Source organism: Microcella humidisoli, from assembly GCF_024362325.1.
Taxonomy (GTDB): Bacteria; Actinomycetota; Actinomycetes; order Actinomycetales; family Microbacteriaceae; genus Microcella; species Microcella humidisoli.
The window spans coordinates 1,983,974-1,999,418 of record NZ_CP101497.1; the positions used below are offsets into that span (position 1 = coordinate 1,983,974).

Sequence of the window (15,445 nt, forward strand, 5' to 3'; positions counted from 1 at the left end):
CTAGAAGGTGCTGTCGCCCCGGATGACGACGTCGCTGCCGCCGTCGACGAACACGATCTGCCCGCACAGGTGCGAGTTCTCGACGCTCGTGAGGTAGCCGAGCAGGTTCGCCACGACGGCGGGCTCGGCGATGCCGTTGAGCGGCATCGGCACCATCTCCAGAATCGCCTTCGACGACTCCTCCGTGGCGGTGAACGAGTCGGTCATGGGCGTGCGGATGATGCCGGGCGCGACCGCGTTGAGCGGAATCCCCGCGCCGGCCCACTCGGGCGTCGCAGCGTTGCGGCGGATCCAGCGCACGAGCGCGCGCTTCGTCGAGCCGTAGATGAGCCCGCCCTGGCCGGCGTCGATCAACTGCTGCGCGCGGTGCAGCGCGGCCGGTTCGTCGTGCGCGAGGCAAGCATCGACGAGCTCGTCGTCGACCGGGAAGAGCGAGGCCATGGATGCCGTGGCCACCGCGCGCGGAGCATCCGACCCCGACAGCAGCGGCCGAAGACCCTCGAGCGTCGCGAGCGCGCCGAAGTAGTTCACCGCGACGGTGGCGGTGGATTCGGTCGCGAGCCCCGCGTTGGCGACGACCGCGTCGATGCGGCCGCCGCTGAGCTCGGTGACGTGGCTCACGAGCGCGGCGCGGCCCTCGTGCGTGGTGAGGTCGGCCGTGATGTCGGCGTCGTGCAGATCGACCCCGATGACGCGGTGGCCCTGGCCGGCGAGCAGCGCGGCGGTGGCGGCTCCGATGCCGCTCGCCGCGCCGGTGATGACGTAGGTGCGAGTCATGATGACTCCTTCCGATCGGTGGTGTCTTCAGCGTGGCACTGAGGCTCTCTCGACGACAGGGGCGAACGTCCCGCCCTCGTAGAATCGAGCCATGCGCATCCACGTCGCGACCGATCACGCCGGCCTCGAGTTCAGCCAGACGGTGCGCGAGCACGTCGCCGCCCAGGGCCACGAGGTGCACGACCACGGGCCGCAGCACTACGACGCGCTCGACGACTACCCGAGCTTCTGCATCAACGCCGCGCGCGCCGTCGCGCGTGATCAGGCAGCGGGCGTCGAGGCGCTCGGCATCGTCTTCGGCGGCTCGGGTAATGGCGAGCAGATCGCGGCGAACAAGGTGCAGGGCATCCGCGCCGCCCTCGTCTGGAGCGACGCGACGGCGCAGCTCGCCCGCGAGCACAACGACGCCAACGTCATCGCGATCGGGGCGCGCCAACACACGGTCGACGAGGCGCTGCGCTTCATCGACCTCTTCATCAGCACGCCCTTCCCGGGCGAGGAGCGCCACGCGCGCCGCATCGCCCAGCTCGCGGAGTACGAGACCACCGGCGCGATCGCCGGGCACGAGATCGTCTAGCGGTGCCCGAGGGCCACTCCGTTCATCGCATCGCGCGGCAGTTCGCGCGGCACTTCGTCGGTGACCCGGTTCGGGTCAGCTCGCCGCAGGGGCGCTTCGCCGACGGCGCGGCGCTCATCGACGGGCGCACGATGACCGACTCGAAGGCCGTCGGCAAGCAGATGTTCCTCGAGTTCGATGACGCCCTGTGGCTTCGGGTGCACCTCGGCATCTACGGCGCCTGGGATTTCAGTGGCTCGATCACTCAGGACGCCACGCAGCGCTCGGCGGGCGGTCGCATGGGTCAGACGAACCAGCGCGGTACCGACCCCGATGCACCGGATGCTCGCACGACGGTCGTCGGCGAGTACGAGGCATCCCTCTCCTCGATCGGGGCTCCTCGCCGCACGCGCCTGCGCATGGCCGAGGCCGAGAAGGAGAGTGCGCTCGATGATGCGGCGCTCGCCGCCTTCCCGCCCGAGCCCGTCGGTCAGGTGCGCGTGCGCCTGCTGACCGACCGCGCGGTCGCCGACCTGCGCGGGCCGACCGCGTGCGAGGTGCTCGACGCGGCCGGCGTGCAGCGCGTCATCGACGCACTCGGCCCCGATCCGCTCGTCGACGACGCCGACGCGGGGGAGGAGCGCATGCTCGCGCGCATCCGGGGCCGCCGGGTGCCGATCGGCCTGTTGCTCATGGACCAGTCGGTCGTGAGCGGCATCGGCAACGTCTATCGCGCCGAGATCCTGTTCCGCGCCCGACTCGACCCGCACGTCACGGGGGCGGCGCTGCCCGACGACGTCATCCGCGACCTGTGGCGCGACTGGCGCTACCTGCTGGGCGTGGGCGTCGAGACGGGCCAGATGCTGACGATGGACGGCCTCGACGAAGAGGGCCAGCGGGCCGCCCTGCGCAATCGCGCCGACCGGCACTGGGTCTACAAGCGCGAGGGGCTGCCGTGCCGCATCTGCCGCACGAACATCGCCCTCGAGATCGCGGCGGGGCGCAAGCTGTACTGGTGCCCGAGCTGCCAGTCATGAGAGAGGCCGAGCGATGAGGCACACGCCGCACTACCTGCTGCACGACCACGATGAGATTCGCCGCCTGGTGCGCGAGAACCCGTGGGTGACGATCGTCTCGCACACGGCCGATCGCGGCATCGTCGCCTCGCACTACGCCTTCCTGCTCGACGAGGCCGCCTCGACCGGCGATGAGATCGTGCTCGTCGGCCACGTCGGCCGCCCCGACGAGCAGGCGCATGAGCTGGGGCGGCATGAGGTGCTGCTGATCGTGCAGGGCGCCCACGGCTACATTTCCCCGAGCTGGTACGCCGAGGGCGACATCATCCCCACCTGGAACCACGTGACGGCGCACCTCTACGGCACCCCCGAGATCCTGACCGACGAGCAGAACCTGAAGGCGCTCGCCGAGCTCACCGATCACTTCGAACAGCACGTCGTCAACCCCCGGGGGCTGCACCTCGACCCGGAGTATTCTCGACGAGTAGCCCTCGGCACGGTCGGGGTGCGGGTGCGAGTGACGCGGTTCGACGCTCGCGCCAAGCTCAGCCAGAACAAGGCGCCCGAGGTCGTCGAGCGCATCATCGACGAACTCGAGGGCGACGGGCCCTACAACCACCCCGGGCTGGCCCGCGAGATGAGGAGACACCATGACGCGCGCGATTCGTAATGCGCGACCGCTCGGCGGGCACGACCCGATCGACCTGCTCATCGACGACGGTGTGATCGTCGGCATTCTGCCCGCGGGCATCGAGGCCGCGGCCTCCGACGATCTCGACCTCGAGGGCCGCTTCATCATGCCGGGGCTGTGGGACGAGCACGTTCACCTCACGCAGTGGGCGCAGCACCGGCGCCGCATCGACCTCGCCCCCGCCGAGAGCGCGGCCGAGGCCGCCGCGATCGTGCGGTCATCTCTCTCGCGCGGCGCCGCGACCGACGCGGTCGTCGTCGGGGTCGGGTTCCGCGATGGTCTGTGGCCGGATGCGCCCAACGCCGCCCTGCTCGACTCGGTCGCGCCCGACCGTCCGATCGTGCTCGTGAGCGCCGACGTGCACTGCGTCTGGCTCAACAGCGCCGCGCTGGTGCACTTCGGAGTGGACTCGCCCTCGGGCGCCGACGGCGACGGCGTGCTGCGCGAAGACGCGGCGTTCGCCATCACGGCGCGCCTCGACAGCGCGCCCGACGCCGAGCTCGACCGCTGGGTGGCCGAAGCGGCGGCCGAGGCGGCCGCGCGCGGCGTGGTTGGCGTGGTCGATCTCGAGATGCGCTGGAACCGCGACGACTGGGCACGCCGCGTCGCCGCGGGCTTCGACGCCCTGCGCGTCGAGTTCGGCGTCTACCCCCAGCACCTCGACCGCGCGATCGAGCTCGGGCTGCGCTCGGGCCAGCCGCTCGCCGGCACCGTGAGTGTGGGCCCCCTCAAGGTCATCACCGACGGCTCACTGAACACGCGCACGGCCTACTGCTGCGACCCGTATCCGGATGCTCCCGCCGAGGCCTACGGCCGCCTCAACGTGCCCCCCTGCGAGCTGCACCCGCTGCTCGCCCGGGGCAGCGAGGCGGGCTTCGAGCTCGCCGTGCACGCGATCGGTGACGGCGCCAACCGTCTGGCTCTCGACGTGTTCGCCAAGCTGGGGCGCGGGGGACGCATCGAGCACGCGCAGCTCGTGCACGACAGCGACTTCGCCCGCTTCGCGGCGCTCGGCGTGACGGCGAGCGTGCAGCCCGAGCATGCCGTCGACGACCGCGACGTGGCCGAGCGGTACTGGCCCGGGCGCACGCGCCGCGCGTTCGCGCTGCGCTCGTTCCTCGACGCGGGTGCGCGCATCGTGCTGGGCTCTGACGCTCCGGTCGCGCCGCTTGACCCGTGGGTCGCGATCGCGGCGGCGACGAGCCGCACACGCGACGGCCGCCCGGCCTTCCACGCCGAGCAGTCGATCACGGTCGTCGAGGCGCTCGCCGCGTCGACCCGCTCGCTCGTGGGGCTCGGCGAACCGGCCGACCTCGTGGCGCTCGACGTCGACCCGCTCGCGGTCGCCCCTGAGACCCTGCGCACGATGCCGGTGGCGCTGACGATGCTGGCCGGGCGGGCGACGCACGCCGACGCGGCCCTGCGCGCGGGGGCGGCGCTCGAGGTCTAGCTCGGCGCCGCCCGCGGGCGGGCCCGAGCGCTCACCGGGCGCCGCCCCTGCGGCGGCTACGCCGCGATGTGGGCGAAGAGGAACCAGCGGTCCTTCTCGAGCGCGGCGGTGATCGCGATCGCGAGGTCCTGGCTCACGGGGTCGATCTCATCGAGCTCGTCGATGGCCGAGCGCAGCGTGACGAGCGTCGCGTCGATGCCGGCGATGACCTCGGCGACGAGCGCATCCGTCGATTGGAAGCCCTCGCTCACGGCGGGCACCGTCGTGGTGGCGCCGATCGTGGCGACGCGCGCGTCGAGCGGCTGCCCGAGGGTGACGATGCGCTCGGCCGCGAGATCGCTGAACTCGCGAGCGTGGTCGACGAGCGCGTCGAGCAGTTCGTGCACGGGCATGAAGTTGACGCCGCGCACGTGCCAGTGCGCCTGCTTGCCTTCGACGGCGAGCGCCATGAGGTCGATGACGACGGGCGTGAGGTGCGCGGCGACGCCTTTCGTGAGCTCGGCAGTCTTGGCACCCTGGGGGGCGGCGGTGACGGTGGCCATGGGGATCGTCCTTCCTTCGTGGGGATGAGGTCCGTCCACCGTAGAACAGCCGTTCTGCCGCCCGCTGGGGGTTGACAGGGCTCAGCGCAGCTGGGCGATGCGCGTCGCGGTGTCGCGAACGTTCTGCACCCGGCGCTCGAAGCGTGCGGCGATCACGATGATGAGCACGCCCGCCAGACCGAGCCACAGCCACCACTCGACCGAACGACCGACAAGGTCGAGCAGCGGCCAGCTCTGCACGAGCAGGTGCACGAGCAGCACGGTGCCACCGATCACGAAGGGCGCCTGCAGGCGTCGCCACAGGCCGCCGGCGAAGACGGATGCTGCGGCGACGCCGAGCGCGACGGCCCGCCACAGCGGCTCTCCCGCGGCGTCGATCGCCAGCAGCGAGGGCACGAGCAGCACTGCCATACCGGGCCCGAGCCATGGCCAACTGCGCGCAGCGGGCACAGCGTCGAGATGCATCGTGCCGATCGCGATCGCGGCGAGCGCGAGGGGCAGGCTCACGAGCTCCACCGGCTCGACGGCCCCGGTGAGACCGAGCGCGCCGGCGCTGAGGGCGGCCGTGCCGAGGGCGGCGATCGTCGCGATGTCGCGCAGCCGGCCCTCGGCCAGCACGCGGGCGGCGACGGCGACGGCGCTCGGCACGAGCACGACGAGCGCAGCGCGCAGCAGGGCGGCGCCCGTCAGCGCGCTGCCGTTCGCGGTGAGGAGCAGGTCGAGGGCGTGCGCGAGGGCGAGCAGTCCGAGTGCCGTGAGACCGGTCCCGACGAGGGCGCCGCTCATGCCCGGAAGTCGCTCGTCGATGCGCCGCTCGGCCAGCAGGGGCACGATGGCGAGCGCGACGGCGACGAGCGCGACGACGATGCCCCGCGCATCCGTGCCGTCGGCGCTCTGCGCGGCCGAGGGCACCAGCGCCACGAGCAGTGCTGCCGCCGTGAGGGGCGCGGCCGTGCGCGAGGGAGCCGCGCCGCGGCGACGACCGAGCAGGGCTCCCGCGGCGACGATGAGCAGCATCGCGCCGGCGAGCGGCAGCACGTAGGGCTCGGAGGCCCTCTCGCCGGCGTCGGCGAGGCGCATCCACAGCGCGATCGTGGCGAGCCCGAGCGCCACCCAGCCGACGAAGCGGCGGGGCGAGGTCGAGCCGATGAGGCCGTCGCGGCTGATCGCCGTGACGAGCGCGAGCACCGCGAGTACGAGCACGGGCACGAACAGCAGCCCCGGATCGGCCGAGCGGGTGGCGGCGTCGGCGACGATCACGAGCCCCGTCAGGGCCCCCGCGGCATCGCCCACGATGCGCTCGACCCCCGGCCCCGCGAGGGCGGACCGGGCCGACCGCGCGCGGGCGTCGAGCGAGCTCTCGGGCGTGCGCGGGGCGACGAGCAGCGCGACGACCGCGATGATGACGAGAGCGCCGAGCGCGATCGCGGCGACGAGCGCCGGCTCGATCCCGCCGCCGTCGACCGCGAGCACGACGCCGCGCGCCACGACGAACGGCAGCAGCGCGAGGGCGACGAGGCGCTCGATGCGGTGGGCGCGCAGCGCGACGAGAGCGAGCGCGGCGGTGAGCAGGCCCGCGGTCACGGCCTCGTCGGCCGCGGGAAGGGTCACGCTCGTGCTCGCCCCGATCGCGGCGAGCACCGCGATGATGCCGACGACGCGCTGCTCGAGCGCGGCGAGTCGCCCGAGCTGGCTGCTCGCGATGATGACGGCGGCGCCGGCGATGACGGCGCTGCCGGGGCTCAGCTGCAGCGCGGGGACGGCGCGGGCGAGGTCGCCGGCCAGCTCGGGCATCGACCCGAGGACGAGGGCGGCGGCGGTGCCGACGAACACGGCGCGCAGACCGATGACGGTGGTCGTCGGCCGCGCGATGCCGATCGCGAGGAGGGCGATCAGCAGGCCGACGACCCAGCCTCGGGGCACCGCCCATGCCGTGACGAAGGCGCCGAGCGCCGCACCCGTGCTGAGCGGGATGCACAGGGCGATGAGGGCGCGGCGGGCATCCCGCGCCTCGATGCGGTTCGCGGCATGCAGGGCCGCGGCGCCGCCGAGGGCGAGCACGGCGTTCGCGGCCATCACCGCCCACCACGCGGGCAACAGCGGCACGGTCGCCACGAGCACGATCGCAGCGATGAGCGTGAGTGCGCGGGCACGGCGTTCGAGCACGCCGAGGCTCGCCCAGCTCGCGGCGATGAGGCCGAGGCTCAGGGCGAGCGCGCCGAGCGCGGCGACTGTGGCCGGATCTCCTGAGGCGACGGGGGCGCCGACGCCGAGCGGAATCACTTCGAGGCCCTGCGTACCCGCCTCGACGAAGGCGGCGCTCGCCACGATCGCGGCGAGACCGCCCGCGACGGCCGTGAGCGCCGTGGCGGTGAGCGTCGCGGCCGCGAGCGCTGTGCGCCAGGGCGAGCCGGCCGCAGACCGCCGCCAGCCCTGCTCGGCCAGCACGCCGATGATGACGGCGGCGATGAGCGGAGCACTGACGATCACGCGGTCTTGCTCGAAGCGTGCGGCCGAGACGACGGCGCCCACGACGGCGGCGAGCGCCGCGCCGCCTCCGAGGGCGCTCAGCACGAGGGTCGTGCCCGCGCTCGCCGCGGCGGCGCGCAGCTCAGGCGCGAGCGTCACGACGTGCAGCAGCGCGCCCGCGGCGAGGACGAGCCCGGCGACGACGGGGGAGTACCGCGCCCCCGGGTCGAGCTCGATGAGCAGCGGCAGGGCGGCGGTGGCGGCCACCGCGCCGACGATGAGGGCGACCGTGCGCGCCGCGCGCCGCGCGATCGGGCGCGAGCTCGGAACGATCGCCCACGCGCCAGCGGCGACGATGAGCGCTGCGAGTGCCGCAGCGGTCTCGGGTGCCGCGCCGATCGCGGGCAGCAGCTCGCGCACGGCGTGCAGCGTCACAAGGGCGGCGCCGATCGGCAGCAGTCCCGCACCGACGACGCCGGGCGTCGCGAGGCGGTTGGTGCGCGACCACAGGGCCGCCGTCGCGCCGACGATGAGCAGGGCGGTGCCCCAGTAGAGCGCTTCGGGCGTTGATCCCAGCCCGGCGGGGTCGTTGAGGCGCAGCGCCCAGGCGTCGAGCACGAGCATGACGGTGCCGAGCGCCGCCACCCCTTCCGCGGTCGAGCCGAGTCCCCGGCGCGCGAGCACGCCCGCGGCGACCATTGTGGCGAGCGTGCCGCCGATGATGATCGCCATGCGCACCTCGCTGCCGTAGGTCACGAAGGCGTAGACGAGGCCGAAGACGGCGAACACCGAGAGCAGGCTGATGCCGACGACGATGAGGGCGATCTGGATGCCCGAGCGCCGCGGCCCGTCGACCCCGGTCGGCGCGGCGGGGGTGGCGGGCGGCACGGCCGGGGTGCTCGCGGGCGGCGCGACGAGGGCGGAATCCACCGCTGCGGCCTGCGCGGCCGCGGCCGGCACGGGGGGCGCGGCGGGAGCCGCGAGTGCGGCGGCGGCGGTCTCGCGGCGGATGCGTCCGATGAGGTCGAGGCGGGCATCCAGCGCGTCGGCGATCGCTGTCGACGACGCGGCGAGGTCGGCGGCCGCGGCGTGGCCCAGATCGAGCCCGCAGCTGCGGCACACGGTCGACGTCAGCGGCGTGAAGCAGGCGGGGCAGATGGTCGTCGAGCGCAGTTCCGCGGCGGAGCGGGGAAAGAGCACGCGACCGGCCCAGGCGCGATCAGGGGTGGTATCGCTCATGCGCTCACGCTATCGCCGTGACGTTCGACGCGCCGGAAACGTTGGGGTGCCTGTGCAGGGTCCGGGCCGCCAGACTGTCAGCATGCCCGAGTCGATCGAGCCGTTCGTGGCCGTCTACACCCAGCACCTGCCCGCCGTGAGCCGGTATCTCGCCCGCCGCGTCGACCGCTCCGACGTCGACGACCTCGCCGCTGACGTGTTCGCGATCGCCTGGCGCAAGCGGGACTCGGTGACGCCGGGGGAGGAGCTGCCGTGGCTGTATCGCATCGCCGCATTCCAGGTGGCGAATCACCGCCGCCGGCTCGCCGCGCGGGCCTCGGTGCTCGGGCTGCTGTCGGTGCCCGACTCGGCGCCCTCGGCGGAATCCCTGGTGACGGCGGATGCGGAGCTCGCCCGGGCGTGGGCCGCCATCGGCCCGCGCGACCGCGAGGTGCTCGGCCTCGTCGTGCTGGACGACCTGTCGGTGGGCGATGCGGCGCTCGCGCTGGGGGTCAGCGCGAATGCGGTGAGCATCCGGCTGCACCGCGCGAAGAAGGCGCTCGCCGCGGCGCTCGAGGAACCGGGTTCGACGAGTTCTGAAAGATCGCCCGCCCCCGCGACATAAACCGGGTATGAGTGACAACACCGACCCCCTGACCGATCGCCTGCGGCGTTCCGCTGGCACGGATGCTCCCGCTCCGGCACTGTCGCCCGAGCTCGTCGCGTCGGCCCCCGGCCGTCGCGCTCCCCGCCTCGTGAACCACGGGCGAACGACCCGCTTCGCGAGCGCCTCGCTCGCCGCGGTCGCTGCTGTCGCGGTCGGCTCGCTCGTGGTCACCAACCCCTTCGCTCCGCAGGCGCCGCTGTTCACGGCGGCCGCGGCGGGCAGCGGGCCGGCGAACGCGCAGAGCGCCGAGACGTCGGCGCTCGCCGATGAGGCCCGCATCGCCATGTGGATCGACTACGACTACGTGGCCGGCCCCGGCCTCGGCACCGAGGGTGGCAGCGGCGGGGTGTACCAGTTGCGTCGCGTCGGCAGCCCCGAGCAGGTGCTCGCCGACTTCGCTGAGCGGTTCGGCGTCGACGGTGAGGCTGTCGAGTCGGAGTACTTCGACCCCGCGTGGCCGAGCTACGTCGTCGGCCCGGAGGACGGCTCGGGTCCGTCGATCATGGTGACCTGGAGCGGCACGGGCAACTGGTGGTACAACAACCCCGGCGCTTACCCCGAGCCGGTGTGCGAGCTCGTCGAGTACGAGACCGAGAACGGCACCGAGGAGTTCGAGGAGTGCATCGCACCGGAGATCCCCGCGAGCGAGTCGCTCGCCCCGAGCGACGCCGAGGCCCGCGCCCAGGCCGCCGAGCTCTTCGCGTCGATGGGCATCGACGTGGCGCCCGGTGACGTGCGGGTGTTCTCTGACGTGTGGCAGACGATGGCGACCGCGAGCTTGCGCGTCGACGGCGTCGACACGGCGATCGACTACAGCGTGGCGTGGAGCCCGCTCGGCGAGATCGCCTGGGCCTACGGTCACTCGATCGAGGTTGTCGACCGCGGCGACTTCGGCACGATCTCGGCGACCGCTGCGGTCGAGCGCCTCGACGACGGCCGCTGGTACGGCGCCGCTGGCCCCGAGTACCAGGGCGGCATGAACATCCTCGCCGCCGAGTCGGGTCTGGCGCGGGATGCGGTGCCGGCGACCGCGGGAGGGGACACGTCGGTCTCGTCCCCGGCCGAGGAGCCGACCGAGCCGGGTACGTCTGGGGAGGAGCCCGTCGAGCCGACGGAGCCCACCGAGCCGACCGAGCCCGTGGAGCCGACGGAGCCGACCGAGCCGACGGAGCCCACCGAGCCGGTCGAGCCGACGGAGCCCGGCGAGGAGCCGATCGTGGAGCCCACGACGGAGCCGGCGCCGCTGCCCGAGCCCGAGCAGGTGACGGTGACGGTCGACTCGGCCGAGGCGACGCTGCTGCTCATGTGGGACGCCGACGGCAACGCTTGGCTCGTGCCGGGCTTCGCGATGCAGCACCCGGACGGTTTCTTCAACACGATCGTCTCGCTCGTCGACGGTGTCATCGAGCTGCCCGCACCCTTCGAGGGCGAGATCACCCCGTTCCTCGAAGACTGAACCTCCCGTGAAGACGGCGCCCCCGCAGGTTGGGCTGCGGGGGCGTCGTCGTGCGCGCGTGCCCGGCGGACGCGGGCCGTTCCTCCCGGATCCAGCCCCAGATCCAGCCCCAGACCCAGGCCCAGACCTCGGCCGCGGTCCGTCGCTGGCGGGAGATCCTCCGGCAACGGGTCGGGGTCGCACTTCCCGTGACTTCCACGGATGCGGAAGTTCGCGAATCAAGTTCACGAAGTTCCGCATCCGTGGAAGCCAATGAGGTGGCCACCCCCTGCTGGCCATGGGGACTTCGCCCCGGTCGCCGACTCGACGACAGAAGCCACCGTCACGGAGCGCGTTCTCAACTGGCCACGCAGGCGACGATCAGCTCCTGGAAATCCTCAGCGAGCGCAGTGATCTCGCGAGCCCTCGCCATTGGGTTCACTTCCTCTACTTCCCCGACGAGTCGAGCGCTCGGACGGCCGCGGCGTCGGTCGAGGAAGCCGGGTGGGCGCTTCAGGCCGTGCAACCAGCAGCGACAGATAACGGCGATTGGATCGTCATCGCTGAACGCCACGACGCCGTCGTATCGCCCGACGCGGTGATGGAGGCCAGGATCTCCTTCGAGTCGATCGTGGCGGCGCATCCGGGTGCCGACTACGACGGTTGGGAAGCGAGTCTCTGAGCCTCGACGGAGACCGGCGAGCCGGTCGTGTTCGGGAAGGTGGAGGGGCTGACGGGAATCGTCCCCACCGCCCCTCCACACGCCGCTGCGCGGCGCGCGGAGCCTCCGGCGGCGTGGGCCCACCCGAGGGTTCGATTCACGACAAAACGATCGCCGAGCCGCCTGGCCCCTGAGGGGCCAGCCGTCCCGGCGATGGAGGGGCTGACGGGAATCGAACCCGCATCATTAGTTTGGAAGACTAAGGCTTTACCACTAAGCTACAGCCCCGCATCGGGCTCGAAACCCGCGCAACCTCTAGGGTAACGCATCGGAGCGGGCACCCAGTGGAGGGGCCCGGCGACTCGGCTAGACTTGCCGAGGCCATTTTTCGAAGCGACGCCGCGTCGTGACGCTGACGTGGTCCACGGTCACGGTTTCGGGGCGTAGCTCAGCTTGGTAGAGCGCCCGCTTTGGGAGCGGGAGGCCGCAGGTTCAAATCCTGTCGCCCCGACCAGCACCCTCGCCCACGAACTCAGCACACATATTCAGGAGAACCCCTTTGGTCCAGTCCACGGTCGAGAAGCTCAGCCCGACGCGCGTCAAGATCGCGATCACCGTCACGCCCGATGAGCTCAAGCCGAGCATCCAGCACGCCTACAAGCACATCGCCGAGACGGTGAACATTCCGGGCTTCCGCAAGGGCAAGGTGCCGCCGCCCATCATCGATCAGCGCGTGGGCCGCGCCGAGGTGCTCAACCACGCGGTGAGCGAGGGCCTCGACGGCTTCTACCGCGCCGCCGTGCAGGAGCAGGGCCTGCGTGCCCTCGGTCGTCCTCAGGCCGACATCGCCGAGTGGCCGAGCGAGAAGGACTTCTCGGGCGACCTGCTGGTCACGGTCGAGGTGGATGTTCGTCCCGAGTTCGAGATCCCCAAGTACGACGGCCTGAAGATCGAGGTCGACGCCACCGATGTGACCCCCGACGAGGTCGAGGCCGAGCTCGAGAACCTGCGCAGCCGCTTCGGCACGCTCGTGACGGTCGACCGTCCCGCCGCCAAGGGCGACTTCGTGCAGCTCGACCTCATCGCCACGGTCGGCGGCACGACGGTCGACACCGCCAACTCGATCTCGTACGAGCTCGGCTCGGGCGAGCTCATCGACGGCATCGACGACGCCGTCGAGACCCTCACGGCGGGCGAGACCATGACGTTCGAGTCGAAGCTGCTCGGCGGCGACCACGAGGGCGAGATGGCCCAGATCGAGGTCACCGTCATCTCGGTCAAGGAGCGCGAGCTTCCGGAGGCCGACGACGACTTCGCGCAGATCGCCAGCCAGTTCGACACGATCGGCGAGCTGCGGGCCGACGTGCGCGAGCAGCTGCTCAAGCAGAAGTCGTTCGGCCAGGGCGCGCAGGCGCGCGACAAGCTGCTCGCGGCACTGCTCGAGAAGGTCGAGATCCCGGTGCCTGACGCGCTCGTCGAGAACGAGGTGCACCGCCACCTCGAGAACGAGGGCCGCCTGGAGGACGACGAGCACCGCGCCGAAGTGACCGAGTCGAGCACGACGACGTTCCGCACGCAGATCTTCCTCGACGCGCTCGCCGAGAAGGAGGAGGTGAAGGTCAGCCAGGACGAGCTGACGCAGTACCTCATCCAGGGCGCCGCTCAGTACGGCATGGAGCCGGGCGAGTTCATCAAGATCCTCGACCAGAACGGCCAGATCCCCGGCATGGTCGGCGAGGTCGCCCGTTCGAAGGCGCTCTCGGTCGCCCTCAGCAAGGCGAAGGTCGTCGACTCGAAGGGCAAGGCCGTCGACCTCACCGCGTTCACGGCCGCTGCCGTCGCGCCGGTCGCCGAGGCGATCGACACCGACGACCTCGAGGGTCACGATCACGATGACCACGGTTCTGACGAGCACAGCGGCCACGACCACTAGGTCGCCGACCGTCACGAGGGGCTCGGCGCTGCGGCGCCGGGCCCTTCGTCGTTCCCGCTAAGCCAGGCGCATCCCCATGATGATGCCGCCGTCGTCCTCTATGGCGAGCCGCACGAACCCCAGGTGCTCGTAGAACGCGATCGCGCGGGCGTTCGTGCCCGAGACGCCGAGGTGCACGCCCGGCACCTCGCGCTCGCGCAGCTGACCGAGCAGGCGCTCGATGAGCGCGCGGCCGAGCCCGAGGCCTTGCGCGCGCGGCAGCAGGTTGATGTGCAGGTGCGCCGGGTACGCACCGGTGATGGATGCGGGGGTCCCCTCGGGAGCGTGCAGCAGCGCGACGAGCTCCTGGTCGCGATCGCGGCGCGGGGCCTGCAGGGGGTACCGGTCGCGCAGCGCCGGCCACCACATCCGTTCGCACCATGCCTCGAACGTGACGGTGTCGGCGGTCGCGACGAGGTAGCCGGTGGGGCCGTCGTCGTCGACGACGATCGTGGCGAGACCGGGGTCGGCGACGAGGTGCGGAGCGGCCCAGTGGTGGGCGAGCAGCTCCGGGGCGTCGTACTGTCCGCTCGCGTCGCGGCCGTCGTCACCCGTGAGTGTGCAGATGCGCATGACGGCGGGCAGATCGTCGAGGGTGGCGGGGCGCAGCAGGGGCATGCAGCCACTGTAGAGGCGGGTACTTTTTGCTCATTGCCCCCGACATGCCGCGGGAGTAGCGTCACCGCATGAGTCGTCTTCTTCCTCTCGCCGCGGGTGCAGCGGCCGCCCTGCTGCTGCTTGCCGGCTGTGCCGCGCCCATCGACACCTCGAATGCCGAGCGCGTCGACGGCGCCGTCACGGTGCCCGCCTCGGATCTCGCCCTCGCGGCGGAGGGCGTCGTGCTCGAGCAGGGCTTCACGGTCGAGATCGACTGCGGTTCGGCAGACGTGCCGCTCGAGGTCGGGGCTTCGGTCGAGTGCTCGGCGTTCGACCCGGCGACCGAGTCGACGGGCGGCTACGTCGTGACGATCACGGCGGTCGACGGCACCGACTACGAGATCGAGGTCGTGGGCTCGGAGGCGACGCCTCAGCCCGCGCCCGAGTCGGCGCTCGAGAGCGCGCAGGCGTTCGCCGACCTCACCGCGCAGGCCATCACCGACTCGCTCGGTGAGGCCCCGTTCGTCGACTGCGGCACCGACGACATCGAGATCTTCGAAGGCCAGGACGTGCGCTGCGCCTACGAGACCTCGTCGGCGAGCGGCTTCGTCGTGGCGACGGTCACGTCGTTCGACGGCTCGTTCTACGAGATCTCGGTCGTCGAAGAGTAGCCGCGGGGCAGGGCCCTCCCCGCGAGTTCGCCGAGCACGGCTCTGCCCACGGCGAACACGGCCGTTCGCGCTCGTGCGCTTCTGTAGATTCGAAGCACGAGACGAACAGGAGCTCCTTCCATGGCTGAACCGGCAATGCCGAACAGTGTTTTCGACCGACTGCTGAAAGACCGCATCATCTGGCTGGGGTCGGAGGTGCGCGATGAGAACGCCAACGAGATCGCGGCCAAGCTGCTGCTGCTCGCGGCGGAGGACTCTGAGAAAGACATCTACCTCTACATCAACTCGCCCGGTGGCTCGATCACGGCCGGCATGGCGATCTACGACACGATGCAGTTCGTGCCCAACGACATCGTCACGGTCGGCATCGGCATGGCGGCCTCGATGGGCCAGCTGCTGCTGACGGCGGGCACGAAGGGCAAGCGCTACATCACGCCGAACGCGCGCGTGCTGCTGCACCAGCCGCACGGCGGCTTCGGCGGCACGGCGAGCGACATTCAGACGCAGGCGCAGCTCATCACCGACATGAAGCACCGCCTCGCCGAGATCACGGCGGCCCAGACGGGCAAGTCGGTCGAGCAGGTCAATGCCGACGGCGACCGCGACCGCTGGTTCACGGCGGAGGAGGCCTTGGCCTACGGCTTCGTCGACCACATCCGCGCCTCGGCTGCCGACATCGTCGGCGGCGGCGGCACGGCTGACAAGTAACGCGCCGAGAGACGA

The 15,445-nt window shown here is 71.9% G+C and carries 14 protein-coding genes and 2 tRNA genes; 11 read left to right on the plus strand and 5 right to left on the minus strand.

The annotated features are described in order from the left end of the window. On the minus strand, positions 1-777 hold the full coding sequence (locus NNL39_RS09620; protein ID WP_255159068.1) for an SDR family oxidoreductase: 777 nt from the start codon (positions 775-777) through the stop codon (positions 1-3). Positions 778-868: 91 nt separating this feature from the next. Between NNL39_RS09620 and NNL39_RS09625 the strand changes: the two genes are divergently transcribed. From NNL39_RS09625 to NNL39_RS09640, 4 genes are read left to right on the plus strand one after another with little or no spacing between them, the layout of a single operon-like run. Then, positions 869-1,354 carry a ribose-5-phosphate isomerase gene (locus NNL39_RS09625; protein WP_255159069.1) on the plus strand — a complete coding sequence of 162 codons (486 nt, stop codon included), beginning with the start codon at positions 869-871 and terminating at the stop codon, positions 1,352-1,354. 2 nt (positions 1,355-1,356) lie between these two features. Then, entirely contained in the window at positions 1,357-2,370 is a 1,014-nt protein-coding gene (locus tag NNL39_RS09630; RefSeq protein ID WP_255159070.1) for an Fpg/Nei family DNA glycosylase, read from the plus strand. A 13-nt stretch (positions 2,371-2,383) separates the two neighbouring features. Continuing rightward, positions 2,384-3,019, plus strand: a complete 636-nt coding sequence (locus NNL39_RS09635) for an FMN-binding negative transcriptional regulator (protein WP_255159071.1) — start codon at positions 2,384-2,386, stop codon at positions 3,017-3,019. Beyond that, positions 3,000-4,490: an amidohydrolase gene (locus tag NNL39_RS09640; RefSeq protein WP_255159072.1), complete on the plus strand. Its 1,491-nt coding sequence runs from the start codon at positions 3,000-3,002 to the stop codon at positions 4,488-4,490. The genes NNL39_RS09635 and NNL39_RS09640 overlap by 20 nt, the downstream gene beginning before the upstream one ends. A 56-nt stretch (positions 4,491-4,546) precedes the next feature. Here the strand turns inward: NNL39_RS09640 and NNL39_RS09645 are convergent, their stop codons facing one another. Together NNL39_RS09645 and NNL39_RS09650 are read right to left on the minus strand one after the other, a co-directional pair. Continuing rightward, positions 4,547-5,032: a Dps family protein gene (locus NNL39_RS09645; protein WP_255159073.1), complete on the minus strand. Its 486-nt coding sequence runs from the start codon at positions 5,030-5,032 to the stop codon at positions 4,547-4,549. 81 nt (positions 5,033-5,113) lie between these two features. Beyond that, positions 5,114-8,740, minus strand: a complete 3,627-nt coding sequence (locus tag NNL39_RS09650) for an SCO7613 C-terminal domain-containing membrane protein (protein ID WP_255159074.1) — start codon at positions 8,738-8,740, stop codon at positions 5,114-5,116. An 82-nt stretch (positions 8,741-8,822) separates the two neighbouring features. Here NNL39_RS09650 and NNL39_RS09655 point away from each other — a divergent pair, with 82 nt between their 5' ends. The 3 genes from NNL39_RS09655 to NNL39_RS09665 all read left to right on the plus strand — a co-directional run bounded on the left by NNL39_RS09655 (position 8,823) and on the right by NNL39_RS09665 (position 11,503). Then, positions 8,823-9,344, plus strand: a complete 522-nt coding sequence (locus tag NNL39_RS09655) for an RNA polymerase sigma factor (RefSeq protein WP_255159075.1) — start codon at positions 8,823-8,825, stop codon at positions 9,342-9,344. A gap of 7 nt (positions 9,345-9,351) precedes the next feature. Further along, positions 9,352-10,842 (plus strand): hypothetical protein, encoded by a 1,491-nt coding sequence (locus tag NNL39_RS09660; protein WP_255159076.1) that lies wholly within the window; start codon positions 9,352-9,354, stop codon positions 10,840-10,842. A gap of 277 nt (positions 10,843-11,119) precedes the next feature. Then, positions 11,120-11,503, plus strand: a complete 384-nt coding sequence (locus NNL39_RS09665; RefSeq protein WP_255159077.1) for a ribonuclease E inhibitor RraB — start codon at positions 11,120-11,122, stop codon at positions 11,501-11,503. 193 nt (positions 11,504-11,696) lie between these two features. Here the strand turns inward: NNL39_RS09665 and NNL39_RS09670 are convergent. After that, positions 11,697-11,770 (minus strand) — tRNA-Gly (locus tag NNL39_RS09670). Between the two features lie 149 nt (positions 11,771-11,919). On the opposite strand from NNL39_RS09670, the gene NNL39_RS09675 reads away from it, so the two are divergent. Together NNL39_RS09675 and tig are read left to right on the plus strand one after the other, a co-directional pair. Next, positions 11,920-11,996 (plus strand) — tRNA-Pro (locus NNL39_RS09675). Between the two features lie 45 nt (positions 11,997-12,041). Beyond that, positions 12,042-13,415, plus strand: a complete 1,374-nt coding sequence (tig, locus tag NNL39_RS09680) for a trigger factor (RefSeq protein ID WP_322972910.1) — start codon at positions 12,042-12,044, stop codon at positions 13,413-13,415. 57 nt (positions 13,416-13,472) lie between these two features. On the opposite strand, the gene NNL39_RS09685 is transcribed toward tig, so the two are convergent. After that, entirely contained in the window at positions 13,473-14,072 is a 600-nt protein-coding gene (locus tag NNL39_RS09685; RefSeq protein WP_255159078.1) for a GNAT family N-acetyltransferase, read from the minus strand. Positions 14,073-14,140: 68 nt separating this feature from the next. On the opposite strand from NNL39_RS09685, the gene NNL39_RS09690 reads away from it, so the two are divergent. Together NNL39_RS09690 and NNL39_RS09695 are read left to right on the plus strand one after the other, a co-directional pair. Further along, on the plus strand, positions 14,141-14,722 hold the full coding sequence (locus tag NNL39_RS09690) for a hypothetical protein (protein WP_255159079.1): 582 nt from the start codon (positions 14,141-14,143) through the stop codon (positions 14,720-14,722). Between the two features lie 120 nt (positions 14,723-14,842). Beyond that, on the plus strand, positions 14,843-15,430 hold the full coding sequence (locus NNL39_RS09695; RefSeq protein WP_255159080.1) for an ATP-dependent Clp protease proteolytic subunit: 588 nt from the start codon (positions 14,843-14,845) through the stop codon (positions 15,428-15,430). Positions 15,431-15,445: the final 15 nt, after the last annotated feature.

What these genes read in the sequence shown, in the direction of transcription:
- NNL39_RS09620 (WP_255159068.1), bottom strand. Translation starts at nt 777, where the DNA reads ATGACTCGCACCTACGTCATCACCGGCGCGGCGAGCGGCATCGGAGCC.
- NNL39_RS09625 (WP_255159069.1), top strand. Translation starts at nt 869, where the DNA reads ATGCGCATCCACGTCGCGACCGATCACGCCGGCCTCGAGTTCAGCCAG.
- NNL39_RS09635 (WP_255159071.1), top strand. Translation starts at nt 2,384, where the DNA reads ATGAGGCACACGCCGCACTACCTGCTGCACGACCACGATGAGATTCGC.
- NNL39_RS09640 (WP_255159072.1), top strand. Translation starts at nt 3,000, where the DNA reads ATGACGCGCGCGATTCGTAATGCGCGACCGCTCGGCGGGCACGACCCG.
- NNL39_RS09645 (WP_255159073.1), bottom strand. Translation starts at nt 5,032, where the DNA reads ATGGCCACCGTCACCGCCGCCCCCCAGGGTGCCAAGACTGCCGAGCTC.
- NNL39_RS09650 (WP_255159074.1), bottom strand. Translation starts at nt 8,740, where the DNA reads ATGAGCGATACCACCCCTGATCGCGCCTGGGCCGGTCGCGTGCTCTTT.
- NNL39_RS09655 (WP_255159075.1), top strand. Translation starts at nt 8,823, where the DNA reads ATGCCCGAGTCGATCGAGCCGTTCGTGGCCGTCTACACCCAGCACCTG.
- NNL39_RS09660 (WP_255159076.1), top strand. Translation starts at nt 9,352, where the DNA reads ATGAGTGACAACACCGACCCCCTGACCGATCGCCTGCGGCGTTCCGCT.
- NNL39_RS09665 (WP_255159077.1), top strand. Translation starts at nt 11,120, where the DNA reads ATGGGGACTTCGCCCCGGTCGCCGACTCGACGACAGAAGCCACCGTCA.
- NNL39_RS09685 (WP_255159078.1), bottom strand. Translation starts at nt 14,072, where the DNA reads ATGCCCCTGCTGCGCCCCGCCACCCTCGACGATCTGCCCGCCGTCATG.
- NNL39_RS09690 (WP_255159079.1), top strand. Translation starts at nt 14,141, where the DNA reads ATGAGTCGTCTTCTTCCTCTCGCCGCGGGTGCAGCGGCCGCCCTGCTG.
- NNL39_RS09695 (WP_255159080.1), top strand. Translation starts at nt 14,843, where the DNA reads ATGGCTGAACCGGCAATGCCGAACAGTGTTTTCGACCGACTGCTGAAA.